This is a genomic window from Streptomyces sp. NPDC023723, assembly GCF_040639815.1.
GTDB lineage: Bacteria > Actinomycetota > Actinomycetes > Streptomycetales > Streptomycetaceae > Streptomyces.
The window spans coordinates 26,577-52,587 of record NZ_JBFAAP010000012.1 but is presented as its reverse complement, the minus strand read 5'-3'; the positions used below and the strand labels follow the sequence as shown (position 1 = coordinate 52,587).

The window sequence follows — 26,011 nt, the reverse complement described above, 5'->3', positions numbered from 1 at the left end:
CGCCCCGTCGTCCGCCGCCCGCCGAGCGGCGCAGCGAGCGGTGCCAGGGACAGCCTGGCCAAAAGGACGACGGGCAGGACAAGGAACCGGACGGCGAGCAAGGCAACCGATACGAACCTGACCAGGACGGACAGGGACGCCATGACCTCCTCCTGACACTCGGCCGATCGGTGCGCGGCCTCCCTGCCTCATGCATGGAGGTCGCACCGCACTTGCCACGACAACGAGCGGCCAGTCACAGAGAGTTCCCAAGACGCGCGGTGCGTCACCGGCGCGCGGCGCGGCGGCTCAGACCCCCGCCGTCAGCCAGTCCGGCAGCGCTTCCGTCCGTTCCGCCCAGGCCGTGGGCGGGGCCCCGGCCCGGCCCGCTGCGATCACGCCGCCCGCAATGGCGCAGGTCGTGTCCACGTCCCCACCGACCTGGGCCGTGGTCCAAAAGCCCCGCTCGTAGTCTCCGAGGGCCCGCGCGGCCGACCAGATCGCGAACGGCACCGTGTCATGAGCGGTCGTACGCCGCCCGCAGCCCAGGACCGCCGCCACCGTGCCCGCGTCGCCGTAGTCGAGCATGTCCCGGGCGCGGCGCAGACCCGCGCCGACCGCGCTCTTCCCTGGTACCAGCGCGATCACCCCGTCGAGGAGCGCCTCCGCGTCCGGCGGGCCGCCGGGCGTCGCGGCCAGTGCGGCGGCAGCGGCCACGGCCATGGCTCCGACCACCGCTTCCCGGTGCTGGTGCGTGGGGTAGGCGGAGATCTCCGCCTGATGCGTGGCCTGCTCGGGATCGTCCGCGTACCAGGCGCCCAGCGGGGCGATCCGCATCGCGGCGCCGTTGCCCCAGGAGCCCCGTCCGTCGAAGAGCGCGGCGGCGAGTTCCCGCCAGTCACCGCCCTCGCGGACCAGCCGCAGCAGCCGGTTGACCGCGGGGCCGTACCCCCGGTCGAAGTCGTGGTGCTCGGCGAAGGAGCGGGCCAGCGCGTCCTGGTCGATGCGCTGGTGGGCGGCGAGCACGGCCACCACGGAGCAGGCCATCTCCGTGTCGTCCGTCCACTGCCAGATTCCGGGCGGTACCTCGCGCCGCTTCAGCAGCGGATGGTTGACGGGCACGAAGTACTGCGAGCCCAGCGCGTCGCCCACCGACAGCCCGCGCAGACTGGCCAGGGCCCGGTCCAGGCGCACCTCGGCCGAGGAACGACGCCCTTCGGCAGAAGAGTGTGCGGTCGTCATGGCCCTGCCCTCCCGTCCAGTCATCGGGTCTGCTCATCCATTCATCGGGGCTGCTCATCCAGTCAGCTGGTCACCTGGCGGCATCCGCTCCGTCATCCAGTCATCCAGTACGGTTCCGGATCGCGCCAGCGGTGGAACGGCCGGTCGAGCCGGTACCGCCCGTCGTCATCGAGAACGAGCATCCGTATCTCGCCGTTCCCCGGGTTGGACAGCGACTCGAACTCCGCGACCGTCCAGTGGAACCACCGCATGCAGAACAGCCGCATGGCCAGCCCGTGCGTCACCAGGAGCACGTTGGGCGGGTGGTCGGGGTCCTCGAAACTGCGGAACAGGCTCTCCAGGAAGCCGCCCACCCGGTCGTACACGTCCGCGCCGGACTCGCCCTGGGCGAAGCGGTAGAAGAAGTGGCCGTAGGCGTCGCGGTACGCCTTCTGGAGGCGTACGTCCTCGCGGTCCTGCCAGTTCCCCCAGTCCTGCTCGCGCAGCCGGGGCTCCTCCCGAACCCGTATGAGTTCGGGGTCGAGACGGAAGGCACTCAGGGTCTCGTGCGTGCGCCGGTAGGGGGAGACGTACACACTGACCCGCTCGCGGCCGAACACCTCTCGCAGCTTCTCGCCCGTCCGCCCGGCCTCCCGCCGGCCCTGCTCGGTCAGCCCCAGGGCGTGGTCGGGCTCGCGCTCGTACACGGAGTCGTCGAGGTTGCCGGTTGACTCTCCGTGCCGGACAAGGACGATGCGCCGTGGTCGTGCCATGCCAAGACCCTAGATCGCGCCGGCCTCCGCCGAGCACCCGGGCGGCCTCCATACGGCGTACGTCACACAGCGCTTCACACCGTCCAGGACGGTTCCAGCTCCACGATGTCCCCGGTGAGCGCCGCGACGTCGGCCTCCGTCTGGGCCCGCAGGGCGAGCCGCTCCAACCGCTCGGTGCGGTATTTGCCGTGCTCGGCGGCGGCCTGCCACATCGACAGCACCAGGTACTCGTGTCCCGGCGCTTCACCGAACAGGCCGCGGATCATGCCGGGCGAACCGGCCATCGCGGGATTCCACACCTTCTCCTGCATCAGGACGAAGTGCTCGGCACGCTCCTCGTGGGCCCGGCAGAGGGCCACCCGTACCAGATCGGCGTCCGTGAACCGCGGTTCAAAACCGGTCTTCACATCGAAGCGGTGGTCGAAGAGCCTGGTCCTGGCGTCCTTGAAGGTGCCCGACTGGGACGCCGCGAGCCGGTCGTGGGAACGGGCCATGAAGGAGTCGTAGAAGGTGCGGCTCTCCCAGAAGGCGAAGACGTGCGCCACGTCCGGCCGTATCCGGCTCCAGCCACCGCCCTGTCCGCGAAAACCCGGCTCCCCCGGAAGCCCCGCCCACTTTCGCTGCCCCCGCTCGAAACCGCGGCGGTCCACCACGGTGCAGCGAATCCACTTGACCAGCACCGCGCCATCGTACGGCCAGGAAACACGGCCCCGGTCGCCCTTGCGGAGTCTGCTTTCCGCTCCGGCCCGCGCATGCGTGGCAGGATGGACAATCGGCCGTCGCTGTTCGGGAGTTGGCGTGCACGGGCAGGACGGGCTACCGGGAAGGGGAAGTGAGTGAACGGCCTCAGCAAGGGGATCGGCAAGGTCGAGGTCGCCCTGAGATGGGACCCGAACCCGGCGGGCGAGCCGCCGGCCGATCTGGACCTGGTCGCCGCGACCTATCTGGCGGGCGATCCGTACGGTGATCCCTCCTATGTGGTGCACTTCGACAGCCGTTCCCCGGACGGCACCATCTATCTCAACCGGGACAGCCAGGACGGCAAGGGCTTCGGCTTCGACGAGGTCATGACGCTGGAACTGGAACGGCTCGACGCGCGGTACGCGCGCGTGGTGGTCGGTGCGGTCATACAGCAGCGCTCCGGCCGGCGCACCTTCGTCGGCGTGACCCACCCGGGCCTGCGCATCCGTGAGGGTTACACCGAGCTGGCCGTGACCGACTTCGGCGAGGTGCTGGGGGCGACGGCGGCGACGGTCGCCGAGTTCGTCCGGGACGCGGACGGGGCGTGGGAGTTCCGCGCCGGTGTGCACGGCTACGAGGACGATCCCGCCGATTTCACCAGGACCATGGGAGCCACCCGGCGGTCCTGAGCGCCGTACCTGAGTAAGGGGCGCCGGCCAATGGCCGGCGCCCCTTACTCATGCGTTACCGGGTGTCAGCTGCAACCGCTGGTCGAGCCGCAGCCCTCGCAGATGTAGCAGGAGCCGGCCCGCTGCATCTTGGTGCCGCAGGAGAAGCACAGCGGGGCGTCGGCCTGGATGCCCAGCTGCATCTCCACCAGCTCGGCGCTGGTGTGCGCCTGCTTGGGGGCGGGCTTGGCCGCCTCGACCTCGGCCTTCGGCGTGGCCACCGCCTTCAGCTCCTGGGCGCGCGGCGCCGACTGGGCCAGGCCCTCGACGTCGACCTCGTCGTCGGACTGCTCGTAGGAGCCGGTCTCCAGGTGCCGCTGGCGCTCGTCGGCGGAGTGGATGCCGAGCGCGGAGCGGGTCTCGAAGGGCAGGAAGTCCAGCGCCAGGCGGCGGAAGATGTAGTCGACGATCGACTGCGCCATCCGCACGTCCGGGTCGTCCGTCATACCGGCCGGCTCGAAGCGCATGTTGGTGAACTTCGAGACGTACGTCTCCAGCGGCACGCCGTACTGGAGGCCGACGGAGACCGCGATGGAGAAGGCGTCCATCATGCCCGCGAGGGTCGAGCCCTGCTTGGACATCTTCAGGAAGACCTCGCCGAGACCGTCGTCCGGGTAGGAGTTGGCGGTCATGTAGCCCTCAGCGCCGCCGACGGTGAAGGACGTGGTGATGCCGGGACGTCCCTTCGGGAGGCGCTTGCGGACCGGGCGGTACTCGACGACCTTCTCGACCTTGGCCTCGACGGCCGCGGGCGCCTCGGCCTGCTCCGCCTTGGTGTCCTTGGTCTTGGCGGAGAGCGGCTGGCCCACCTTGCAGTTGTCGCGGTAGATCGCGAGCGCCTTGACGCCGAGCTTCCAGGCCTCGTAGTAGATCTCCTCGACCTCCTCGACGGTCGCCGACTCCGGCATGTTGACCGTCTTGGAGATGGCGCCGGAGATCCACGGCTGGATCGCGGCCATCATGCGGACGTGGCCCATCGGGGAGATGGCCCGCTCGCCCATGGCGCAGTCGAACACCTCGTAGTGCTCGGGCTTGAGGCCGGGGGCGTCGATCACATTGCCGTGCTCGGCGATGTGGGCGACGACCGCCTCGATCTGCTCCTCCTGGTAACCCAGGCGGCGCAGGGCCTGCGGCACGGTGCCGTTGACGATCTGCATCGAGCCGCCGCCGACCAGCTTCTTGAACTTGACCAGCGCGAGGTCGGGCTCCACACCGGTGGTGTCGCAGGACATCGCCAGACCGATGGTGCCGGTCGGGGCGAGCACGGACGCCTGGGAGTTACGGAAACCGTTCTTCTCGCCGAGGCGCAGCACGTCCTGCCAGGCCTCGGTGGCGGCGGCCCACACCGGGGTGTCCAGGTCGTCCATGCGGACGGCCACCCCGTTGGCGTCGGAGTGCTGCTTCATGACCCGCTGGTGGGCGTCCGCGTTGCGGGCGTAGCCGTCGTACGGGCCGACGACCGAGGCCAGCTCGGCGGAGCGGCGGTAGGCGGTGCCGGTCATCAGGGAGGTGATGGCACCGGCCAGCGAGCGGCCGCCGTCGGAGTCGTAGGCGTGGCCGGTCGCCATCAGCAGGGCGCCGAGGTTGGCGTAGCCGATGCCGAGCTGGCGGAAGGCGCGGGTGTTCTCACCGATCTTCTGGGTCGGGAAGTCCGCGAAGCAGATCGAGATGTCCATCGCGGTGATGACCAGCTCGACGACCTTCTGGAAGCGGTCGGCCTGGAAGGACTGGTTGCCCTGGCCGTCGTCCTTCAGGAACTTCATCAGGTTCAGCGAGGCGAGGTTGCAGGACGTGTTGTCCAGGTGCATGTACTCGCTGCACGGGTTGGAGCCGTTGATCCGGCCGGACTCCGGGCAGGTGTGCCAGTGGTTGATGGTGTCGTCGTACTGGATGCCCGGGTCGGCACAGGCCCAGGCGGCCTCGGCCATCTTGCGGAACAGGCTCTTGGCCTCGACCTCTTCGATGACCTCGCCGGTCATCCGGGCTCGCAGGCCGAACTTGCCGCCCTGCTCGACCGCCTTCATGAACTCGTCGTTCACGCGGACCGAGTTGTTGGCGTTCTGGTACTGGACGGACGTGATGTCGTCGCCGCCCAGGTCCATGTCGAAGCCCGCGTCGCGCAGGGCGCGGATCTTCTCCTCCTCCGAGACCTTGGTCTGGATGAAGTCCTCGACGTCGGGGTGGTCGACGTCCAGGATGACCATCTTGGCCGCGCGGCGGGTGGCGCCACCGGACTTGATGGTGCCGGCCGAGGCGTCGGCGCCGCGCATGAAGGAGACCGGGCCGGAGGCGTTGCCGCCGGAGGACAGCAGTTCCTTGGAGGAGCGGATCCGGGAGAGGTTCAGGCCGGCGCCGGAGCCGCCCTTGAAGATCATGCCCTCTTCCTTGTACCAGTCGAGGATCGACTCCATGGAGTCGTCGACGGACAGGATGAAGCAGGCGGAGACCTGCTGCGGCTGGGGCGTGCCCACGTTGAACCAGACGGGGCTGTTGAAGCTGAAGATCTGGTGCAGGAGGGCGTAGGCCAGCTCGTGCTCGAAGATCTCGGCGTCGGCGGGCGAGGCGAAGTACTTGTAGTCCTCGCCGGCCTTCCGGTACGTCTTCACGATGCGGTCGATCAGCTGCTTGAGGCTGGTCTCGCGCTGCGGGGTGCCGACGGCACCCCGGAAGTACTTGCTGGTGACGATGTTGACCGCGTTCACCGACCAGAAGTCGGGGAACTCCACGCCGCGCTGCTCGAAGTTGACCGAGCCGTCGCGCCAGTTGGTCATGACGACGTCACGACGCTCCCAGGCCACCTCGTCGTAGGGGTGCACCCCCGGGGTGGTGTGGATGCGCTCGACGCGGAGTCCCTTGCTCGCCTTCGTGCCCTTGGCGCGGGAACTCCGTGCCGGACCGCTCGCCGTCTCTGTCATGCCGCCTCCCTGTACGGGCGAAAACGCCCTGAAGTACCACGATGTTCCCGTGACACGGTGTTCTGTCTGGTGCTGCGGGCCCCCTGGCACGGCCCGCAACAGGTCTCTTCTTCGCCGCCGTCCGGCCGGGCCCCGGTCCTCACTCCTGGGGCCGGCCCGCCGGCCAGTCGGCGGCGCCTGCGGGCTCGGGGACCTGCGTCGTCCCCGCGGGCCCGCGGCCGTCTTCTTCCTGGCTCCCCGCGCCGGCACCGGCACCCTCGCCGGGCCGTCCCGTCTCTTCCCTGAGTTCCGCGATCGCGGCGTCGAAGTCCTCGAGCGAGTCGAACGCCCGGTAGACCGAGGCGAACCTCAGGTAGGCGACGAGGTCCAGCTCCTGGAGCGGGCCGAGTATGGCCAGCCCCACGTCGTGACTGGTCAGCTCGGCACTTCCGGTGGCCCGCACCGCCTCCTCGACCCGCTGGCCGAGCTGGGCGAGCGCGTCCTCGGTGACGGGCCGGCCCTGGCACGCCTTGCGCACACCGTTGATGATCTTGGTGCGGCTGAACGGTTCGGTGACCCCGGACCGCTTGACCACCATCAGTGAGCAGGTCTCCACGGTCGTGAACCGACGGGAGCAGTCAGGGCACTGGCGACGCCTGCGGATCGACGTGCCGTCGTCGGTCGTACGGCTGTCGACGACGCGGCTGTCGGGGTGCCTGCAGAAGGGACAGTGCATGGGACTCCAACCCTCCTCACGGCAGACTCAATAGCCTCACAAGGGCCTTCAGGCCCCTCGAAGCAGCCCCCAGCATAGGCGATCGCCACCGGCCTCAAGACCGGGGGGACCACAACTTGTGGGCCACTGATGCAATCCAACCACTAGATGTGGGGATTGGCTCATACATCCACGCCGTCACGCGTGTCGCACCCCGACAGGCCCCCGCCACCCGGCCGTTCACCTCGGCGAACCGGACCGTACTCGGCCGGGGCCCTCGCCGGGACCGCCGCCGGGGCCGCTTCCCGGACCGCCCCCGGCACCGCGCGCGGTCCGCCGGCGCGGCGCCGCCGGCCGGGCCGCGCGTGCGCGACCGCAAAGCCGGGACATGTGCGCTCGCGAATCCGGGACCCGTACGGCCACGCATCCGGCAGCCGGACGACACGGCACGCGCGCGTGCGCACCAGGTACCGGCGCGGCACGTGCGGAGATACCGTGGGCGCCGCGGGGAGGCGAGGTGGGACTCCCGCACAGATGGGGACCGCTCCCCGTCCGACGGAATGCCGAATGGCAGACTGGGGCACAGCCCGCGAGGTGACCACCCGGCGGTGAAGGGTACAGCAATGGACCCTTATGTCCGCCGGACCGCGTGGGGCGATACACCTGGACACCTGATCACGTCAGGCAAACCGCGTTTTTTCACTCGAACGTGTGTTTGGCGCAACCTTTCGAAAGCAACTACCGTTGTCCAGCAGGGAGACCATCGAGAGGGGCCGACGTGACCACCACCGCAGACAGTGCCGCCATCACCGCCCAGGACCGCTCCGCTGGGCGGATCGAGCCGGTGCACGCGATGAACGAAGCCACGAATCCCGAGGGGGTAAAGCGCTCGATGCCGGGCCGACCTCCAGGAATCAGGGCGGACAGCTCGGGACTCACCGACCGCCAACGCCGGGTGATCGAAGTCATCCGGGACTCGGTCCAGCGCCGGGGCTACCCGCCGTCGATGCGGGAGATCGGCCAGGCCGTCGGCCTCTCCAGCACGTCCTCGGTCGCCCATCAGCTGATGGCGCTGGAGCGCAAGGGCTTCCTGCGCCGCGACCCGCACCGCCCGCGCGCCTACGAGGTGCGCGGCTCCGACCAGGCCGCCTCCGTGCAGCCCACGGACACCGCGGGCAAGCCGGCCGCGTCGTACGTGCCGCTCGTCGGGCGCATCGCGGCCGGTGGCCCGATCCTCGCCGAGGAGTCCGTCGAGGACGTCTTCCCGCTGCCCCGGCAGCTGGTCGGTGACGGCGAGCTGTTCGTGCTCAAGGTGGTCGGCGACTCGATGATCGAGGCCGCCATCTGCGACGGCGACTGGGTCACGGTCCGCCGCCAGCCGGTCGCCGAGAACGGTGACATCGTCGCCGCGATGCTCGACGGCGAGGCCACGGTCAAGCGCTTCAAGCGCGAGGACGGCCACGTCTGGCTGCTCCCGCACAACTCGGCGTACGAGCCGATCCCCGGCGACGACGCGACCATCCTCGGCAAGGTGGTGGCGGTGCTGCGCCGCGTCTGACCGTCACGGCGCGCGGGCCCCGTCCGGGCCCCGCCGTCCTGACCGGGCCCCGGGACCCCTGCGCCGGTTCCGGGGCCCTGTGCTGTCCGCGGGCCCCTGGTGACAGCGGCTTTGGTCCCCCGATGACGGCGGCCTTCGGATCCCCGATGACGGCGGCTTTCTGATCCCCGGTGACAGCGGCTTTCTGAACTCCGATGACAGCGTGACAGCGGCTTTCTGATCTGCCCCGGTGGCAGCGGCTTTCGGGTCGGTGGGTAGCCTGGCGCGGTGCCGCGCCAGGCTACCCACCGATCAGCCGGCCTCGGTCCCCGCCACCGCCTGCTTCGCCGCCGCGTCGATGGCGGAGAGGGACTTCCGGGCCTGATTACGGTCCGTGGTGTACCAGAAGTCGGGCAGTGACGCCTTCAGATAGCTCCCGTACCGGGCCGTGGCCAGCCGCGGATCCAGTACCGCGACCACGCCCCGGTCGCCGGAGGCCCGCACCAGCCGGCCCGCGCCCTGGGCCATCAGCAGGGCCGCGTGGGTGGCGGCGACCGCCATGAAGCCGTTGCCGCCGCCCTCCTCCACGGCCTTCTGCCGGGCGCTCATCAGGGGATCGTCGGGGCGCGGGAAAGGGATCTTGTCCATGACGACCAGCTGACAGCTGGGACCGGGGACGTCGACGCCCTGCCACAGGGACAGCGTCCCGAACAGACAGGTCCCCGGATCGCCCGCGAAGTTCTTGATCAGCTCGCCGAGCGTCTCCTCGCCCTGGAGCAGGATCGGGAACTCCGGAATCCGCGTGCGCAGCTCCTCGGCGGCCAGCTGAGCCGCCCGCATCGACGAGAACAAGCCGAGGGTCCGCCCGCCGGCGGCCTGGATCAGCTCGGTCAGCTCGTCCAGCATGTCGCCGCGGTCGCCGTCCCGAGCGGGGCGGGCCAGGTGCTTGGCGACGTACAGGATGCCCTGCCGGGGGTAGTCGAAGGGCGAGCCGACGTCGACGCCCTTCCACGGCGGGACGTCCTCACCCTCGGTGCCCTCGGGGGCGAGGCCGAGCGAGGCGCCCACCCCGTTGAAATCACCGCCCAGCTTCAGTGTCGCCGAGGTCAGCACGACCGAGCGGTCGGCGAACAGCTTCTCCCGCAGCAGACCGGACACGGACATGGGCGCGACCCGCAGGGACGCCCCGAAGCGGTCGTGCCGCTCGTACCAGACGACGTCCCACTCGGAGCCGTTGACGATCCGCTCCGCCACATCGTGCACGTTCTCCACGGAGGCGAGGGCCTGTTTGCGGACCGCGTCCTCGTCCTGGACGGACTTGTCGCGGGTGGCGCCGATCCCCGAGATCACCGTGCGGCAGGCGTCGCGCAGGGCCGCCAGGGCGTAGCCGAGGTCCTCGGGGATCTCCTCCAGACGGCCGGGCAGGGCCAGTTCCATGAGCCGTTCGAAGCCCTCGGAGGCGGTCTGGAGCTGGTCGGCGGCCTTCTCGTTGACCAGCTTCGCGGCGCGCCGCACCGCGCGGTTGACCTGGCCCGGGGTGAGCTCGCCGGTGGCGACGCCGGTGACCCGGGAGACCAGTTCGTGCGCCTCGTCGACGATCAGCACCTCGTGCTGCGGGAGGACCGGGGCGCCCTCGATGGCGTCGATGGCGAGCAGCGCGTGGTTGGTGACGACTACCTCGGCGAGCTTGGCGCGCTCCCGGGCCATCTCGGCGAAGCACTCGGCGCCGTACGCGCACTTCGAGGCGCCCAGGCACTCCCGGGACGACACCGACACCTGGGACCAGGCCCGGTCCGAGACCCCGGGCGTGAGGTCGTCGCGGTCGCCGGTCTCGGTCTCGTCCGCCCAGTCGCGCATGCGCAGCAGGTCCTGGCCCAGTCTGCTGGTGGGGGCGGCGGCCTCGAACTGGTCGAAGAGGCCCTCCTCCTCGTCCTGCGGGACGCCCTCGTGCAGCCGGTGCAGACACAGGTAGTTCGACCGGCCCTTGAGCATCGCGAACTCCGGGCGGCGGCGCAGCAGCGGGTGGAGCGCGTCCACCGTGCGCGGCAGGTCCCGCTCGACGAGCTGGCGCTGGAGGGCGAGCGTCGCGGTCGCCACGATCACCCGGTCCCCGTGCGCGAGCGCGGGCACGAGGTAGCCGAGCGACTTGCCGGTGCCGGTGCCGGCCTGGACCAGCAGATGGGAACCGTCGTCGATCGCCTCCGCGACCGCTTCGGCCATGGCCACCTGGCCGGGACGCTCCGTGCCGCCGACGGCGGTGACGGCAGCATGCAGGAGTTCGGGGAGTGAGGGCTTCGTCATAGCGCGACCACCCTACGGCCCGGCACTGACAAACGGGTGAGCAGGCAGCCGGGAGGGCCCGCCCGCCAAAAGCCCGGCAGGGGCGCAGGGAAGGACAGCAGGGCGCACGGGGGTGGTGGACGGCGCTACCGGAGTCGGTCGGGGGCCCGGTCCCGGACCATGAGGGCGGCCCGCTTGGCCGGCAGGTCGACCGCGCCGCCGAACCGGAAGCCGGCGCCCCGGAACGCGGCGACGCAGGCGGTGTTGCGGAAGTCCGGTTCCGCGAGGACACGCGTGCACGCGGGCCGGCGGTCCAGCGCGAGTTCGGCGACGGCCCTGATCAGCGTGGTGCCGAGCCCCCGTCCTCGATCGGCGGCGGCGCCGATGAGCAGATGGATGCCGATGTCGTGGGGGCGTACGGCGCAGTGGCGCGCCAGCGGATCGAGGTCGGCGCGGTAGATCTCCCAGTAGCTCATCGGCCTGCCCTCCAGCACACCGAGGCACGGCACGCTGTCGCCGTCCCCAGTCAGCTGGGCGCGGACATGGGCCTCGGTGATGCCCGGCGGCCCGGCCAGCTCCCAGAACCGGGCGACCGCCGGATCGTTCATCCAGCGGCTGAGCAGCCGAAGGTCCCGCCCGAGGCGCACCGGGAGCAGGCGGAACGCGCCGACGGGTGTGCCGGTCGGGCCCCAGTCGGCGACGTGGGTCCTCACCTCGGTGCGTGACACGGTGTCGCTCCTGTTTCGGACGGGTCGGCTGTGACGACTCGGGCGGGGGCGGTGATGCAGGGCTGGGCGGGGGGTGGGGCGGTGGTGCAGGGCTGGGCGGAGGGGTGGGGCAGTGTGTGCAGGGCTGGGCAGGGCAGTGGTGCCGGCTCGGGCCAGTCAGCGGTGAAGGCTTGAGCCGGCCGGTGGTGCGGGCTCGGACCGGGCAGCGGTGAAAGCCCCAGCCGGTCAGTGGTGCGGGCTCGGGCCGGTCACTGGTGCAGCGGGTTGGCCAGGGTGACGTAGACGGACTGGGTGTCGACCGGGCCGACGAGTTCGTCGAGGCCCCGCATCCGGGTCAGCAGGTTGGCCTTGCAGCGCAGGACGGGTGAGTCGAGGAGCCGGGCGGGCAGTGCGGTGCGCATCCGGCGCGGTCCGGCGGCGGCCTCGCTCAGGAAGCGGCGGAAGACGCCGAGCAGCAGCCTTTCGTCGGCGAGCCGCTGGGAGCCGAGGGCGCCCACCAGGCCGAGGACGTTGTTGATCGCCAGGTAGTAGGCGAACCGTTCGTCGGCGACCTCGTCGGAGACAAACGTGTCGCTGCGCTCGCCGATGCCGGGCAGCCGGGCGTCGAGCTCCGCGCGGTGCGACGCGCGGAAGTAGTAGCCCTGGTTGTCGCGGTAACGGCCGCCCGTGGGCCACCCGTCGGCGTCCAGCAGGACCAGCGTGTTCTGCTGGTGCGCCTCCAGGGCGATGCCCGCTTCGCCGTCCAGCCACAGGACGGGACGCACCACCTGTTCGAGGTAGCGCAGGAACCACTCGGCGGCCACGGTGTCGTACGGCCGGCCGGTCCGGGCGGCCAGGCGGTGGACGATGTCGGCCAGCCGGGAGGCGGAAGTGTGGGCGCGGGGTGCGACGAGTCCGGCGACGCAGCTGACGTCGTCGGACGGACTGAACGGGTTGTGCCGGATGACGACGTCGAGTCCGCGCACGGGTGCGCCGTCCGGTCCGTCCACGGCGAGCCAGGCCGGGTCGCGGACGATGTCGAACCCCGGGTACGCGGCCTGCCACCGGGCCGCCAGGCCCCTGCGCAGGAGGCGGTGCACCTCGACGCCCCGGTGCAGTTCCTTGCGGAGGTTCTCCCGGCATGAGTTGGTGATGCGCAGGCCCAGTGAGAGCTTGAGCATGGCGGGCGCGGCGGTGCGATGGACGGTGCGCACGGAGGAGGTGGGTGACCAGGGCAGGCCGCGGACACCGAGGTCGAGCAGGAGTCCGGCGTCCAGCAGGGCCGCGACCTCGGGCCGGCGCCGGAGCTCCTGGGCCTGCCAGGGGTGCAGGGGCAGGGCGGCGTATCCGTCCGGGAGGTCCGGCAGTTCGCGTTCCGGTCCCAGCCGGGCGGTGAGTCGAGGGCCGGTGACAAGGCGGCCGCGTTCGGTCCAGGCGGAGTCGGTACGGAGCACGGCGGGGGCGACCGCCATCCAGTGCAGGGCGAAGGAGCCGCGCAGTTCCGGCGAGTAGCGGCGCAGTTCGCTCTCCGAGAGTCCCTCGCGGCTCTTCGGGGTGGGGTGCAGGGGGTGGCCGTGGACGAGGGCCTGTTCGGCGGCGAGGAACAGGTCGGGCGGACCGGCTGGCCGTGCCCCGCGGTCGGCGATGAAGACGGTGGTACGGCGGACCGAGTCGGCGACCCGGGCCACCAGGTCGACGGCGTCCTCCGGGGCACCGGGCGCCTCCCTGGCGAGCAGCGCGGCGACCGTCACCGCGTCGACCGGTCCGGGAGCCCCGGCCAGGCACGGGGCACCGAGACGGTGCCGGCCGGTCGGCGACCAGTACTCGACGGGCACCAGCAGGGCCGTACCGCTGGCGGGCAGGGGCACGCGGAGTACCCCGTCCTCCGGGGCGGGTGCGCCGGTCTCCCGGAGCCAGCAGCGCAGCAGGTTCTCCACGGTGGCGGCCTGCGCCGCGGAGTGGGGGTCCGTTTCGGCCGGTGGCTGCTGTCTGGGCACGGTTTCGTGGGCGCGGGCGCGGTTCTCGGACGAGGGGAAGGAGATCAAGGCGAATCCTTTGGATAAACGTTTCTTCATACCGAAGTACTGCGAACGGGATGATCGGTACGGTCTTCTGCGGCCGACCGGAGATCGGCATACCGGCCCGTCGTGCGAGAAGGGTCAGCCCGGGTGCGGATCGGCCGGGGCCCGGCCGGAGTGGCCGCGGGCCGCTGAGCCGACGGCGTCGGCCAGGCGGTCGAGTACCGCCGCCGCCTGTTCCTCCGTGGTGGTCAGCGGCGGTGTCAGCCGGACCAGGTCGGCGGACCGGCCGCCGATGCCCACGATGAGGCCGCGGCGCAGGCACTCGCGCTGCACGGCGGCCGCCAGTTCGGGCGCGGGGCGACGGCCGCCGTCGAGCGGGTGCTCCTCGGCCCGCACGAACTCGATCCCGATCATCAGCCCGCGCCCGCGCACATCACCGACGCACGTATGGGAGCCGGCCAGTTCTCGCAGCCGGCCGAGCAGACCGGCGCCCAGGGCGGCCGCGTGCTCGGCGAGGCGGTTCTCGCGGACGTGGGCGAGGGTCGCCGTACCGGCGGCCATGGCGAGCTGGTTGCCGCAGAGCGCCGCGGTACGGGCGCCGAGGTCATCGGGGCCGGGGTCGAGGGCGTCCTGGTGGACGACGACAGACAGCGGCAGGCCGCCGCCGATCGCCTTGGACAGGACCAGCACGTCGGGGACGACCCCGGCGTGGTCCACCGCCCAGTAGGCACCGGTCCGGCCGACGCCCGTGCTTCGCTCGTCGGCGATCAGCGCGACGGACCGCTCGGCGGTCAGCCGTCGCGTACGGCGCATCCGGTCGTCGGAGACGGGACGCAGGTCCTCGTCCGAGACCGGCGCCAGGAGCAGCCCGGCGGGCGCATCGGCACCCCACGCGACGACGCCCGTCCGCCCGGTCGCGGCCGAAACGGGGCCATCACACGGGCCGGCAGGCGTGTCCGCACCCCACGTGACAATGCCCGTCCCCCCAGCCGCGGCCGACTCGGGACCAGTCCACAGCCCGGCGGGCGCGTCCGCATCCCACGCGACGACACCCGTCCGCCCGGTCGCAGCCGAAACGGGGCCGGCACACGGGCCGGCAGGCGCGTCCGCACCCCACGTGACAATGCCCGTCCCCCTAGCCGCGGCCGACTCGGGACCAGTCCACAGCCCGGCGGGCGCATCCGCACCCCACGCAACGGCACCCGTCCCCCCAGTCGCGGCCGAAACAGGGCCATCACACGGACCCGCAGGCGCATCCGCACCCCCCACAACAGCGCCCGTCCCCCCGACCGCAGCCGGCTCGGGGCCGCACCACGGCCCGGCGGGCTCTCCCGCACCGCACGCGGCAATGCCCGTCCGACCGGTCGCCGCGCGGACAAGCGCGATGGCGGTATCCAGCGCGTCCGCCTCGCAGGGGCCGCAGAACCGTACGCGCGCGTGCCGGGCGAGAGCGGGCGGCAGGGTGTGCAGGAGTTCGTCGACGAAGGCGTCCTTGACCGGTGTCGGCAGGCCGGGGGCCTGCAAGGGCGCGCCGGAGTCGAGCACCGCGCGGATCGCCGCCAGCACGACCGGATGGTTGTGTCCGAGGGCCAGGGTGCCGGCGCCGGACACGCAGTCCAGATAGCGGCGGCCGTCCGCGCCCTCCACGGTGAGGCCCCGCGCGCGAACGGGGACGATCGGCAGGGCGCGCGGGTAGGTACGCGCCGCCGCCTCGCGCGTCGGCCGGCGCCGTGCCGCACCCTCGTACGCCCCTGGCTCCGCCGCTCCGGCGGACCCCGCGGACCCCGCGGACCCCGCGGACCGGGCGGACCGGGCGGAACGCACCGTCGTCCCAGCCGCCCCGTCCCCCGACGACACCAACCCCCCGCACCCGGATCCGGCCACGGTTTTCTGTCCTCCCGCTGTTCAGAGGGGGACCGCGGTCGGGCAGCAGGCCACCCCTCACCGCTACCAACCCCCGAACGCGCAACGGGTTACGGCCTGCCGCCAGATCCGCGCGGAGAGGCGGCCGCTGCCGTACCGGCGACGGTCCCCCACAGCGGGTGCATAGTGTGAAGTGCCGTGCGGTTCTCAGCAGGGGGGGTCACACCATGCGATCCATACGGCTGTCGTTCCCCGGGCGGCGACCAAGGGACGGGCGGCGGGGCCGCGCCCTCGCGGGACCGGCCGCCCTGGCGCTGGCGCTGGCACTCACCGGCTGCGGCTCGGACGGCGGTTCGGCCGGCGATTCCGCCGCGTCGACCGCGGCCGACGGCAGCGGCGGGTTCGAGATCCCGGACGATGTCAGGGACAGGCTCGAGGAGCACGGGATCGACGTCGACCAGTGGCAGGACGGCGCCTGGCGGGACTGGGACCGTGCCGACTGGCTGCGCCGGGCGCGGGATTTCGTCAACCCGGTCATCGAGGACCTGTGGGACCCGGACCGCATGCGGGACGCCGAGGAACTGGACCCGGAGGTCACCGCGGGCGATCTGGCCGGTGACGGCGACGCGGGCGTCACCGACCCGGAGCCGCGGCCGGTACCGGCGCGGGCCGTGCCGCCCCCGTACCACGCCAACGCGGCCACGGCCGGCAAGGTCTTCTTCGACGCCCCCGAGGGCCAGATGGTCTGCTCGGCCACCGTGGTGGCGGACCCGGCCCGGCCCGGCCGGTCCAACCTGGTGTGGACCGCGGGGCACTGTGTGCACGCCGGCCGGACCGGCGGCTGGTACCGCAACATCGCGTTCGTGCCGTCGTACAACGACGCGGGCCGGTCGGGCGCGGAACTGGCGAACGCCACCGAGGACGAGGTGGCTCCCTACGGCGTGTGGTGGGGGGACCGGGCGCGGACCTCGGACCAGTGGATCGAGCGGGGCGGGGCGACGGGCGGGGACGGTGCCCCGTACGACTTCGCTGTCATCCATGTGACGCCCGAGGAGGGCGGTGGCGGCAGGTCGCTGGAGGAGACGGTCGGCGCGGCGCTGCCGGTGGACTTCGCGGCTCCCGCAGTCTCGGAGCTGCCGGATCTGACGGCGTTCGGCTATCCGGCCGCCGCGCCCTTCGACGGGCAGACGCTGTTCGGCTGCGAGGACCGGCCGGGCCGGCTGTCGGTCGACGCGGCCGAGCCGACGATGTACCGCGTCGGCTGCACCATGACCGGGGGTTCGTCCGGCGGCGGCTGGATCGCGGCCGGGGCCGACGGGGATCCGGCGCTGGTGTCCAACACGTCCATCGGCCCGGTGGGCGCGGGCTGGCTGGCCGGTCCGCGGCTGGGCGGGGCGGCGCGGGCCGTGTACGACGCGGTCAGCGCGGACGCCGCCGGGGACGGCAGTCAGTAGTACGGGCACCCGCCCGTACTACTGACCGCTCGGACCCGCCGCCTCGCGGACCGGTGGTACGGGTGAGGGCCCGCCCCGGCCAAAGCAGGGGCGGGCCCTCACCGCGTACGCGTTCCGCGCCGGTCAGGCGAGCGGCGCCGGTACGTACGGCGTGAGCTCCGCCGCCAGTTCCTCGTGCACCCGGAGCTTGAGCAGGGTGCCCTCCGGGGTGTGCTCCTCGGAGATCACCTCGCCCTCGTCGTGGGCGCGGGCGACCAGCTTGCCGTGCGTGTACGGCACCAGTGCCTCGATCTCGACGGACGGGCGGGGCAGTTCCTCGTCGATCAGCGCGAGCAGTTCCTCGATGCCCCGGCCGGTGCGGGCGGAGACGGCGATGGAGTGCTTCTCGACCCGCAGCAGCCGCTGGAGGACCAGCGGGTCGGCCAGATCGGCCTTGTTGATCACGACGATCTCGGGTACGTCGGTGGCGCCGACGTCCCTGATCACCTCGCGCACGGCGGCGAGCTGCTCCTCCGGAACCGGATGCGATCCGTCCACCACGTGCAGGATCAGGTCGGCGTCGCCGACCTCCTCCATCGTGGAGCGGAACGCCTCGACCAGGTGGTGCGGCAGGTGCCGGACGAAGCCGACGGTGTCCGTCAGCGTGTACAGCCGTCCGCTCGGCGTCTCCGCGCGGCGCACGGTCGGGTCCAGGGTCGCGAACAGCGCGTTCTCGACCAGGACGCCCGCGCCGGTGAGGCGGTTGAGCAGGGAGGACTTGCCGGCGTTGGTGTAGCCGGCGATGGCGACCGACGGCACCTTGTGGCGCCGGCGCTCCTGGCGCTTGATCTCGCGGCCGGTCTTCATCTCCGCGATCTCACGGCGCATCTTGGCCATCTTCTCGCGGATCCGGCGCCGGTCCGTCTCGATCTTGGTCTCACCGGGACCGCGGGTGGCGAGACCGCCGCGACCGCCACCCATCTGCCGGGACAGCGACTGGCCCCAGCCGCGCAGCCTCGGCAGCATGTACTGCATCTGCGCGAGCGCGACCTGCGCCTTGCCCTCCCGGGACTTGGCGTGCTGGGCGAAGATGTCCAGGATCAGGGCGGTCCGGTCGATGACCTTGACCTTGGCGACGTCCTCCAGCTGGATCAGCTGGCCGGGGCTCAGCTCACCGTCGCAGATGACCGTGTCCGCGCCGGTCTCCAGCACGATCTCGCGCAGCTCCTGCGCCTTGCCGGAGCCGATGTAGGTGGCCGGGTCGGGCTTGTCACGGCGCTGGATCACGCCGTCGAGGACCATCGCGCCGGCGGTCTCGGCGAGCGCGGCGAGCTCCGCCAGGGAGTTCTCCGCGTCCCGTGCCGTGCCCGTGGTCCAGACGCCGACGAGGACGACCCGCTCCAGGCGGAGCTGTCGGTACTCGACCTCGGTGACGTCCTCGAGTTCGGTGGACAGGCCCACCACGCGGCGCAGGGCCGCGCGCTCGGAGCGGTCGAACTGGTCGCCGTCCCACTCCGCGTCGTCTCCGTGGCTCCAGGCGACGTCCTCTTCCATCAGGGCATCGGCCCGAAGACCTTCGGGATAGGTGTGCGCGAGGCGCTTGGTGTCCTGGGAAGGGGAAGAAGAGGAGGTCATTGGATCCTTACGTCTCTGGGAACGGATACTGCGGCGCTTTTCCGCGTCGTAGGTCACAACGCGTGAGCGGGCGGCGAGATTCCCGCGCCCGTGCCACGCCGACCGGAAAAGCGGTCCGGAAAATGGTCGCACGGCACGGGACGTCTCGTCACCGGCTTATTCCCCGGGCGCGGGTGAGGTAGTCGCGGCCGGCTGCTGGACCGGTTTCCAGTCGGGGTGGCCCGGCATCGGCGGGGTCTTCGCGCCGTAGAGCCAGGCGTCGAAGAAGCCGGCCAGGTCGCGGCCGGAGACCTCGGTGGCGAGCCGGACGAAGTCGGCGGTGCTCGCGGCGGCGTCCCGGTGCCGGCTCACCCAGGTCCGTTCGAGGCGTTCGAAGGCCGGGGCGCCGATCTCCTGGCGCAGCGCGTAGAGGACCAGCGCGGAGCCGTCGTAGACGCTGGGCCGGAAGATGCTCGTCTTGCGGCCCGGTTCGGGCACCTTGGGCGCGGCCGGCGGTCCGCCCTTGGCGCGCCACTGGTCGGAGGCGCCGTAGGCGGCCTTCATCCGCGCGGTCAGCGTTCGGCCGGCCCGCTCCTGCGCGTACAGGGCCTCGTACCAGGTGGCGTGCCCTTCGTTGAGCCACAGGTCGGACCAGGCGCGCGGGCTGACGCTGTCGCCGAACCACTGGTGGGCCAGCTCGTGCACCATGATCGACTCGACGTACCACTTCGGGTAGCCGGGCTCGGTGAACAGTTCCCGCTCGAAGAGGGAGAGCGTCTGCGTCTCCAGTTCGAAACCGGTCGCGGCGTCGGCCATGAGCAGGCCGTACGTCTCGAAGGGGTAGGGCCCGGCCTTGCTCTCCATCCAGGCGATCTGGCCGGGGGTCTTCGCCAGCCAGGGTTCGAGCGCCGCGCGGTGCCGGGTGGGCACGACGTCCCGTACCGGCAGGCCGTGCGGGCCGGTGCGGTGCAGGACGGTGGAGCGGCCGATGGACACCTGCGCGAGTTCGGTGGCCATCGGGTGCCGGGTGCGGTACGTCCAGGTCGTCGCGCCGCCGGCCGCGCGGGGCCGGTTGGCCGGCAGCCCGCCGGCGACGGCGGTGTGGCCGTCCGGGGCGGTGACCCTGATGGTGAAGTACGCCTTGTCGGAAGGGTGGTCGTTGCAGGGGAAGACCAGGTGGGCGGCGTCGGCCTGGTTGGCCAAGGCGAGGCCGTCCGCAGTGCGCACCCAGCCGCCCTGGCGGCCTTCGGGGGGCACGGGGTCGCTGGTGTGCCGCACGGTGATCCGGGTCCGGTCGCCCTCGTCCAGGGCGTCCTCGGGTGTGATCACCAGGTCCTCGCCGGCGGTGGTGAAGCCGGCGGGTTCGCCGTCGACCGCCACGGAACCGACCGTGCCGTGGGCGAAGTCGAGGTTGAGCCGGTCCAGGTCGGCAGTGGTGCGGGCCTCGATGGTGGTGACGGCCCGCAGCGGCTCGGTGTTGCTGCCGGAGTAGGTGAAGGAGAGGTCGTACGCCAGCACGTCGTAACCGGGGTTGCCCAGGTGGGGGAAGAGGCGGTCGCCGATGCCGAGCGGGGCCGGCGGGGCGCTAGCGGCGATCAGACAGACCGAGACGGCCGAGGCGAGCGGCACCGCCGCCCGCAGCCGCCGTCGGCGGCCGGGGCGGGCAGAGGGGGCGGGGCTGCGGGGGATGTGCGGCATGCCCCACGGCTATCAGCGCCCGCCCGCCCGACGTCGACGGCGCGCGCCCGGCGCACCCGAACGGGTTCCCGCGCTGCGGAGCGCCCAGGCGTGCGCCACGGGGCGGGCGCCGCCCGCGTCTCAGCCCCCCGTCGGCTGCGGCTGCTGGGCGCGGCTCACGTCGTACACGCCCGCCACGTTGCGCATCGCGCGCATCAGGGCGGGGAGGTGGGCGACGTCCGGGAGGCGGACGGTGTACGTGTGGCGCACGCGCTGCCGGTCGGGGGGTTCGACCGTCGCGGAGACGATTTCGGCGCCCTCCAGGGCCATCGCCTCGGTGAGGTCGGCGAGGAGATGCGGACGGACGAACGATTCGGCGAGCAGCGTGACCCGGCCGCCGGCGGTACCGCCCCAGCGCACGCCGACCTCCGCGCGCCCTCCGCTCTTCATCCGCGCCACCACGGCGCACTCCGCGCGGTGCACGGTCACCACCGACCCGCGCACCGCGAAGCCGGTGACCCGGTCGGGCGGTACGGGGGTGCAGCAGCCGGCCAGCCGTACGGTCACGTCCGGCAGGTCGACCAGGACGGCGGGGGCGTCGGCGCCGGACGGGTCCTCCGGGGTACGGCGTACGACCAGCCCCTCGTCGGTGCCCGGCCGGGCGGATTCCGCGTCCTCGGCGGCACCGCGCCCCGGATGGGCGGTGAGCCAGCGCTGGATGGCGATCCGGGCGGCGGGGGTGTGGGCGTGCTCCAGCCACTCCCGGGACGGCTCGGAGGCCGGGTCCTGGCCCATCAGGAGCTGCACGGTGTCGCCGTCGCGCAGCACCGTGCTGAGCGTCGCCAGCCGGCCGTTGACCCGGGCGCCGATGCAGGCGTGCGCGTCCTCGCCGTACTGCGCGTAGGCGGCGTCCACGCAGGTCGCGCCGTCCGGCAGGCCCAGCGTGCCGCCGTCCGGGCGGAAGACGGTGATCTCCCGGTCCTGGGCGAGGTCCTCGCGCAGGGTGGACCAGAAGGTGTCCGGGTCGGGGGCGGCCCGCTGCCAGTCCAGGAGGCGGGAGAGCCAGCCGGGGCGGGTGGGGTCGATCCGCTCGCCGTCGCCCGCGGCCTGCTCCTCGGCGGGCCCGGTGTACGGGTTGCCGAGGGCGACGACGCCGGCCTCGGCGACCTTGTGCATCTGGTGGGTGCGGATGAGGACCTCGACGACCTGGCCGTCGCCCGCGCGGGCCACCGCGGTGTGCAGCGACTGGTAGAGGTTGAACTTGGGTACCGCGATGAAGTCCTTGAACTCCGAGACCACCGGCGTCAGACAGGTGTGCAGTTCGCCCAGCACCGCGTAGCAGTCGGCGTCCTCGTTGACCAGCACCAGCAGGCGGCCGAAGTCGGTCGGGCCGATCCGGCCGCGTTTGCGGCCCACGCGGTGCACGGAGACGAAGTGGCGGGGCCGGATCAGCACGTCCGCCGGGATGTCGGCCTCGCGCAGCACGGCGCGCACCTCGTCGGCGGTGGCGGCCAGCGGGTCGTCCGCGCGGGCCGCGTTCTCGGCGATGAGCTCCTTGGTGCGGCGGTGGTCCTCGGGGTGCAGGACCGCGAAGACCAGGTCCTCCAGCTCGGTCTTGAGCGCCTGGACACCGAGCCGTTCGGCGAGCGGGATGAGGACGTCGCGGGTGACCTTGGCGATGCGTTCCTGCTTCTCCTGGCGCATGACGCCGAGGGTGCGCATGTTGTGCAGCCGGTCGGCGAGTTTGATCGACATCACCCGGACGTCGTTGCCGGTGGCGACGAGCATCTTGCGGAAGGTCTCGGGCTCGGCGGCGGCGCCGTAGTCGACCTTCTCCAGTTTGGTGACGCCGTCGACGAGATAGCGGACCTCTTCGCCGAACTCGGCGCCGACCTGGTCGAGGGTCACCTCGGTGTCCTCGACGGTGTCGTGCAGCAGGGAGGCGGTCAGTGTCGTGGTCTCGGCGCCCAGCTCGGCGAGGATGAGAGTGACGGCGAGCGGGTGCGTGATGTAGGGCTCGCCGCTCTTGCGCATCTGGCCGCGGTGCGAGGACTCGGCGAGCAGATAGGCGCGGCGCAGCGGGTCGATGGCCGCGTCGGGGTGGTGGGCGCGGTGCGCCTCGACCACATGGCCGATGGCGTCGGGCAGCCGGCCCCGGGTGCCGGTGCCGAGGAGCGCGGCGCGGCCCAGACGCCGCAGATCGAGCCGGGGGCGGGCCTTGCGGCGGGGCGCCGCCGGGGTACCGGCGACGGTGGTCGCGGGCGTCACCGGGCCGGGGCTCGCTGGTTTCGCGGCCTCCGCGTTCATGGGCACCTCCGGCTGCGTCGACCGGCGGACGGGCCACCCCGGGGCGGACGGGGCGCGGGGGACGGCGTCGGTCCCCCGCCCGGGCCGGTGCTTGATGCTATCGAGCCCATCACGTACGGCCGACCGCCTCTCGCCGAGCATGAAACGGATCACCCATTCGAGCGATGGGCGGCGGGTTTATGTTTCCGAGCGGGGCGTCGAGGATCGCTCTGGTGCTCACCCGGCGGCCCCTGCCAGCCACTCCGCGTCGATCTCGCCCTCGGCGACGATCACCGCCGGGCCGGTCATCTCGATCTCGCCGTCCGGCCGCTCGGTGATGACCAGGGTGCCGCCGGGGACGTCGACCCGGTACGTCGCCGGCGTCCCGGTGACGGCCGGGTCGGCGTCGTCCCGGCGGGCCGCGGCGACGGCCACGGCACACGCGCCCGTGCCGCACGAGCGGGTCTCCCCGGAGCCACGCTCGTGCACGCGCATCGCGACGTGCCCGGGGCCCCGGTCGACCACGAACTCGACGTTCACCCCGTCCGGGTAGGCGTCGGCCGGGCTGAACGGCGGCGGCGAGTGCAGGTCGCCGGCGTGCGCGAGGTCGGCGACGAAGGCGACCGCGTGCGGGTTGCCCATGTTCACGTTCCGCGCGGGCCAGCTGCGCTCGCCCGCGCCGACCGTGATCTCGCCCTCGGGGAGCAGCGCGCGGCCCATGCCGACCGTGATGTCACCGTTCTTCGCCAGGTGGACGGTCTTCACGCCGCCGCGCGTGCCGACCGCGAGGTCGCCCTCGCCGGCGAGCCCGGCGTGCTGGAGGTAGCGCGCGAAGACCCGCACGCCGTTGCCGCACATCTCGGCGACGGACCCGTCGCCGTTGCGGTAGTCCATGAACCACTCGGCCTCGGCCGCCAGGTGCCGGGCCTCCGGGTGCGCGGCGGACCGCACCACGTGCAGCAGCCCGTCACCGCCGATTCCGGCGCGGCGGTCGCACAGGGCGGCGACGGCGGCCGGCGGCAGCTCGACGGCGTTCTCCGGGTCCGGCACGATCACGAAGTCGTTCTCGGTCCCGTGACCCTTGAGGAAAGCGATCCGCGTGCTCATTCCTCGATCGTACGGGGTGGCGCCGGCCGGCCCGCCGGACAGGGGCGGCCTCAGCCGCGCAGGCGGGCCACCCGCCACACCGCGAGGACGACGACCGCCGCCACCACGACCACGTAGGCGAGGACCACCCGCCAGTCGGGGCGGCGGCCCGAGCCGCGCTGCGGCAGGCCCGGCCAGGTGTGGCCCACCCGGCGGGCGGCCATCATGCCCCAGCCGGCCGCACAGGAGCAGATCAGCAGCCCCAGCATGGCGATCATCGCCCCGCTGTCGCCGAAGTCGAAGGCGAGCGGGAAGGCGAACATCAGGGAGCCGACGGCGGCCAGGCACACGATGGGCGCGAGCTGCCACAGGCGCAGCCGGCGCTGCGGACGCAGCTCGACCTCGACCTCTTCGCCGCTCGCGTACATCTCCTCGGGCTCCGGGCCGTCGGCGGTCACGCCGCCGGACGTCTCGTCGAGCCCGTCCAGCCGGTCCGGGCCCGGACGGTCCGCGTCCGGCTCCGGTTCCGGGCCGTCGACGGTGATGTGATCGGTGCTCGGTGCGGTGTCACGAGGGCCGGCCTCCATCGCCACGCGCCCTCCCCACTAGGACTCCACTTGGTCGATCGAAGCTCGATGATGGCACGCCCCCGCAGGCCGCGATGACGGCCGGAGCGTCCCGATGCCATGACGTGATCAGGCTGTAACCGGTCGTTCGACCAATGACAGCGCGAGCTGCGGAAGTTCCCCGAGGTCCGCCGCGGCCCCACTCAACCAGTGCACCCGTGGGTCGCGCCTGAACCACGAATCCTGACGGCGCGCGAAGCGTTTGGTGGCCCGTACGGTCTCGTCCCGGGCCTCGTCCATGGTGCACTCACCGGCGAGCGCCGTGAGCACCTGCTGGTAGCCGAGGGCGCGCGACGCCGTACGCCCCTCTCGCAACCCGCGCGCCTCCAGTGCGCGTACTTCGTCCACCAGACCGGCCGCCCACATCCGGTCCACCCGGCGCGCGATACGGGCGTCCAGTTCCGGGCGGGCCACGTCCACGCCGATCTGCACGGTGTCGTAGACCGAGTCGTGGCCGGGGAGGTTGGCGGTGAAGGGGCGGCCGGTGATCTCGATCACCTCGAGCGCGCGGACGATCCGGCGGCCGTTGCCGGGCAGGATGGCGCGGGCGGCCTCCGGGTCGGCGGCGGCCAGCCGGGCGTGCAGCGCCCCGGAGCCGCGCAGGGTCAGCTCCTCCTCCAGCCTGGCCCTGATCTCCGGGTCGGTGCCGGGGAACTCCATCTTGTCGACGGCGCCCCGCACGTAGAGGCCGGAGCCGCCGACCAGCACCGGCCAGCGGCCGGCGGCGAGCAGGGCGTCGATCCGTTCCCGGGCGAGGCGCTGGTACTCGGCTACGGAGGCGGTGACGGTCACCTCCCAGATGTCCAGGAGGTGGTGCGGGACTCCCGCGCGCTCCTCGGGCGTCAGTTTGGCGGTGCCGATGTCCATCCCTTGGTAGAGCTGCATGGAGTCGGCGTTGACGACTTCGCCGCCGAGCCGCTCGGCCAGGAAGACGCCCAGATCGGACTTACCGGCCGCGGTCGGTCCGACGACGGCGATGACGCGGGGGGCGGGAGGTGCACTGCTCACCGCCCCAGTCTCGCAAACCTCCCGGTGCGGCCACGAACGAGTTACGTGACGGGACGTCATCGGGGTCGTTGCCCGTTGCGAGGTTCCCGCCCCGGCGCACGGAGGCGGTGGCCCGGGTCGCGCGAACGGACGCACCGGGCGACGCGGGAATTCGCCCGCACGAGTACCGTATGGAGTTGATATGGGCGTTTTTACACGACTTCTTCGGAGGTCGAAGGCCACGGAGGAGGCAGCGGCCACCGAGGCGGCGGTCGGCGCACCGGCCGCCGAGGCCGAGGCGGAGAAGGCGGCCGTCGCCGCTGAGCCGGCCGGGGCCGGAGCCGACGGGGCGGCGCAGCCGGCGGTCGAGGAGACCGCCGGCGGTGCCGGGTCCGACGGCGTCGAGATCCCCAAGCAGCAGTCCGCCGGGGAGGCCGTCGACAACGAGGCCGGTGAGGGCGCCCGCACCTGACAGTTGACCGCACCAGCCGCGCAGGAAGGTGGACCATGGGTCTCCTGGACAACTTGAAGGCCAAGCTGGGCCCGGCGAAGGGCAAGGTCTCCGACCTCGCGCAACAGCACGGGGGCAAGATCCAGCACGGTCTCGACAGGGCGGCGAAGACCGTCGACGAGAAGACCAAGGGCAAGTACAGCGACCGGATCCAGTCCGGTACGGGCAAGGCCAAGGACGCTGTGGACCGCCTGGCGCACAAGGACGATCCCGGCTCCGGCCCGGCGGGCGGCCCGCCCCCGGCGGGTCCCACACCCCCGGCCGGCTGAACGGCACGGATCGGCGGGTACCCGACGGCGGACGGCCGCGGAGCGCATGGCTCCCGGCCGTCCGCCGTCGGGTACCGGCATGCCCCGCCCGCCACGGCACCTTCGCGCTGCGGGGCTACGGGG

The 26,011-nt window shown here is 72.4% G+C and carries 20 protein-coding genes; 5 read left to right on the top strand and 15 right to left on the bottom strand.

Annotated elements, in window-relative coordinates:
- Positions 1-288: 288 nt before the first annotated feature.
- From AB0G32_RS16165 to AB0G32_RS16155, 3 genes are all read right to left on the bottom strand, one after another.
- Complete coding sequence (locus tag AB0G32_RS16165) at positions 289-1,221, bottom strand: ADP-ribosylglycohydrolase family protein (protein ID WP_361162986.1); 933 nt, start codon at positions 1,219-1,221, stop codon at positions 289-291.
- Positions 1,222-1,313: 92 nt separating this feature from the next.
- Positions 1,314-1,973: a histidine phosphatase family protein gene (locus AB0G32_RS16160; protein ID WP_361162984.1), complete on the bottom strand. Its 660-nt coding sequence runs from the start codon at positions 1,971-1,973 to the stop codon at positions 1,314-1,316.
- A 74-nt stretch (positions 1,974-2,047) separates the two neighbouring features.
- Positions 2,048-2,653 (bottom strand): YdbC family protein, encoded by a 606-nt coding sequence (locus AB0G32_RS16155; protein WP_361162982.1) that lies wholly within the window; start codon positions 2,651-2,653, stop codon positions 2,048-2,050.
- A gap of 156 nt (positions 2,654-2,809) precedes the next feature.
- On the opposite strand from AB0G32_RS16155, the gene AB0G32_RS16150 reads away from it, so the two are divergent.
- Positions 2,810-3,343, top strand: a complete 534-nt coding sequence (locus AB0G32_RS16150) for a TerD family protein (protein ID WP_361162980.1) — start codon at positions 2,810-2,812, stop codon at positions 3,341-3,343.
- Positions 3,344-3,408: 65 nt separating this feature from the next.
- On the opposite strand, the gene AB0G32_RS16145 is transcribed toward AB0G32_RS16150, so the two are convergent.
- Together AB0G32_RS16145 and nrdR are read right to left on the bottom strand one after the other, a co-directional pair.
- Complete coding sequence (locus tag AB0G32_RS16145) at positions 3,409-6,297, bottom strand: vitamin B12-dependent ribonucleotide reductase (protein WP_361162978.1); 2,889 nt, start codon at positions 6,295-6,297, stop codon at positions 3,409-3,411.
- 139 nt (positions 6,298-6,436) lie between these two features.
- Complete coding sequence (gene nrdR, locus AB0G32_RS16140) at positions 6,437-7,012, bottom strand: transcriptional regulator NrdR (protein ID WP_361162976.1); 576 nt, start codon at positions 7,010-7,012, stop codon at positions 6,437-6,439.
- 757 nt (positions 7,013-7,769) lie between these two features.
- Here nrdR and lexA point away from each other — a divergent pair.
- The gene (gene lexA / locus AB0G32_RS16135; RefSeq protein ID WP_361162973.1) at positions 7,770-8,549 is read left to right on the top strand and encodes a transcriptional repressor LexA; all 780 of its coding nucleotides are present in this window, start codon (positions 7,770-7,772) and stop codon (positions 8,547-8,549) included.
- 291 nt (positions 8,550-8,840) lie between these two features.
- Here lexA and AB0G32_RS16130 read toward each other — a convergent pair whose 3' ends face one another.
- From AB0G32_RS16130 to AB0G32_RS16115, 4 genes are all read right to left on the bottom strand, one after another.
- On the bottom strand, positions 8,841-10,829 hold the full coding sequence (locus AB0G32_RS16130; RefSeq protein WP_361162971.1) for an ATP-dependent DNA helicase: 1,989 nt from the start codon (positions 10,827-10,829) through the stop codon (positions 8,841-8,843).
- A gap of 125 nt (positions 10,830-10,954) precedes the next feature.
- The gene (locus AB0G32_RS16125; protein ID WP_361162969.1) at positions 10,955-11,536 is read right to left on the bottom strand and encodes a GNAT family N-acetyltransferase; all 582 of its coding nucleotides are present in this window, start codon (positions 11,534-11,536) and stop codon (positions 10,955-10,957) included.
- 248 nt (positions 11,537-11,784) lie between these two features.
- Positions 11,785-13,512: an IucA/IucC family protein gene (locus AB0G32_RS16120; RefSeq protein WP_361163169.1), complete on the bottom strand. Its 1,728-nt coding sequence runs from the start codon at positions 13,510-13,512 to the stop codon at positions 11,785-11,787.
- A 162-nt stretch (positions 13,513-13,674) separates the two neighbouring features.
- The gene (locus AB0G32_RS16115) at positions 13,675-15,393 is read right to left on the bottom strand and encodes an aminotransferase class III-fold pyridoxal phosphate-dependent enzyme (RefSeq protein WP_361162967.1); all 1,719 of its coding nucleotides are present in this window, start codon (positions 15,391-15,393) and stop codon (positions 13,675-13,677) included.
- 233 nt (positions 15,394-15,626) lie between these two features.
- Between AB0G32_RS16115 and AB0G32_RS16110 the strand changes: the two genes are divergently transcribed.
- Positions 15,627-16,853 (top strand): hypothetical protein, encoded by a 1,227-nt coding sequence (locus AB0G32_RS16110; RefSeq protein WP_361162965.1) that lies wholly within the window; start codon positions 15,627-15,629, stop codon positions 16,851-16,853.
- Between the two features lie 123 nt (positions 16,854-16,976).
- Here the strand turns inward: AB0G32_RS16110 and hflX are convergent, their stop codons facing one another.
- From hflX to miaA, 6 genes are all read right to left on the bottom strand, one after another.
- Positions 16,977-18,467 (bottom strand): GTPase HflX, encoded by a 1,491-nt coding sequence (gene hflX / locus AB0G32_RS16105; RefSeq protein ID WP_361162963.1) that lies wholly within the window; start codon positions 18,465-18,467, stop codon positions 16,977-16,979.
- Between the two features lie 156 nt (positions 18,468-18,623).
- Complete coding sequence (locus AB0G32_RS16100; RefSeq protein WP_361162961.1) at positions 18,624-20,144, bottom strand: M1 family metallopeptidase; 1,521 nt, start codon at positions 20,142-20,144, stop codon at positions 18,624-18,626.
- A gap of 120 nt (positions 20,145-20,264) precedes the next feature.
- Positions 20,265-22,430: an HD domain-containing protein gene (locus AB0G32_RS16095; protein ID WP_361162959.1), complete on the bottom strand. Its 2,166-nt coding sequence runs from the start codon at positions 22,428-22,430 to the stop codon at positions 20,265-20,267.
- A 216-nt stretch (positions 22,431-22,646) separates the two neighbouring features.
- Entirely contained in the window at positions 22,647-23,516 is an 870-nt protein-coding gene (gene dapF, locus AB0G32_RS16090; protein ID WP_361162957.1) for a diaminopimelate epimerase, read from the bottom strand.
- A gap of 50 nt (positions 23,517-23,566) precedes the next feature.
- Positions 23,567-24,082: a hypothetical protein gene (locus AB0G32_RS16085; RefSeq protein ID WP_361163167.1), complete on the bottom strand. Its 516-nt coding sequence runs from the start codon at positions 24,080-24,082 to the stop codon at positions 23,567-23,569.
- A 108-nt stretch (positions 24,083-24,190) separates the two neighbouring features.
- Complete coding sequence (gene miaA / locus AB0G32_RS16080) at positions 24,191-25,129, bottom strand: tRNA (adenosine(37)-N6)-dimethylallyltransferase MiaA (protein WP_361162955.1); 939 nt, start codon at positions 25,127-25,129, stop codon at positions 24,191-24,193.
- A gap of 181 nt (positions 25,130-25,310) precedes the next feature.
- Here miaA and AB0G32_RS16075 point away from each other — a divergent pair, with 181 nt between their 5' ends.
- Positions 25,311-25,580, top strand: a complete 270-nt coding sequence (locus AB0G32_RS16075; RefSeq protein ID WP_361162953.1) for a hypothetical protein — start codon at positions 25,311-25,313, stop codon at positions 25,578-25,580.
- A 35-nt stretch (positions 25,581-25,615) separates the two neighbouring features.
- Positions 25,616-25,888: an antitoxin gene (locus AB0G32_RS16070; protein WP_361162951.1), complete on the top strand. Its 273-nt coding sequence runs from the start codon at positions 25,616-25,618 to the stop codon at positions 25,886-25,888.
- Positions 25,889-26,011 lie beyond the last annotated feature (123 nt).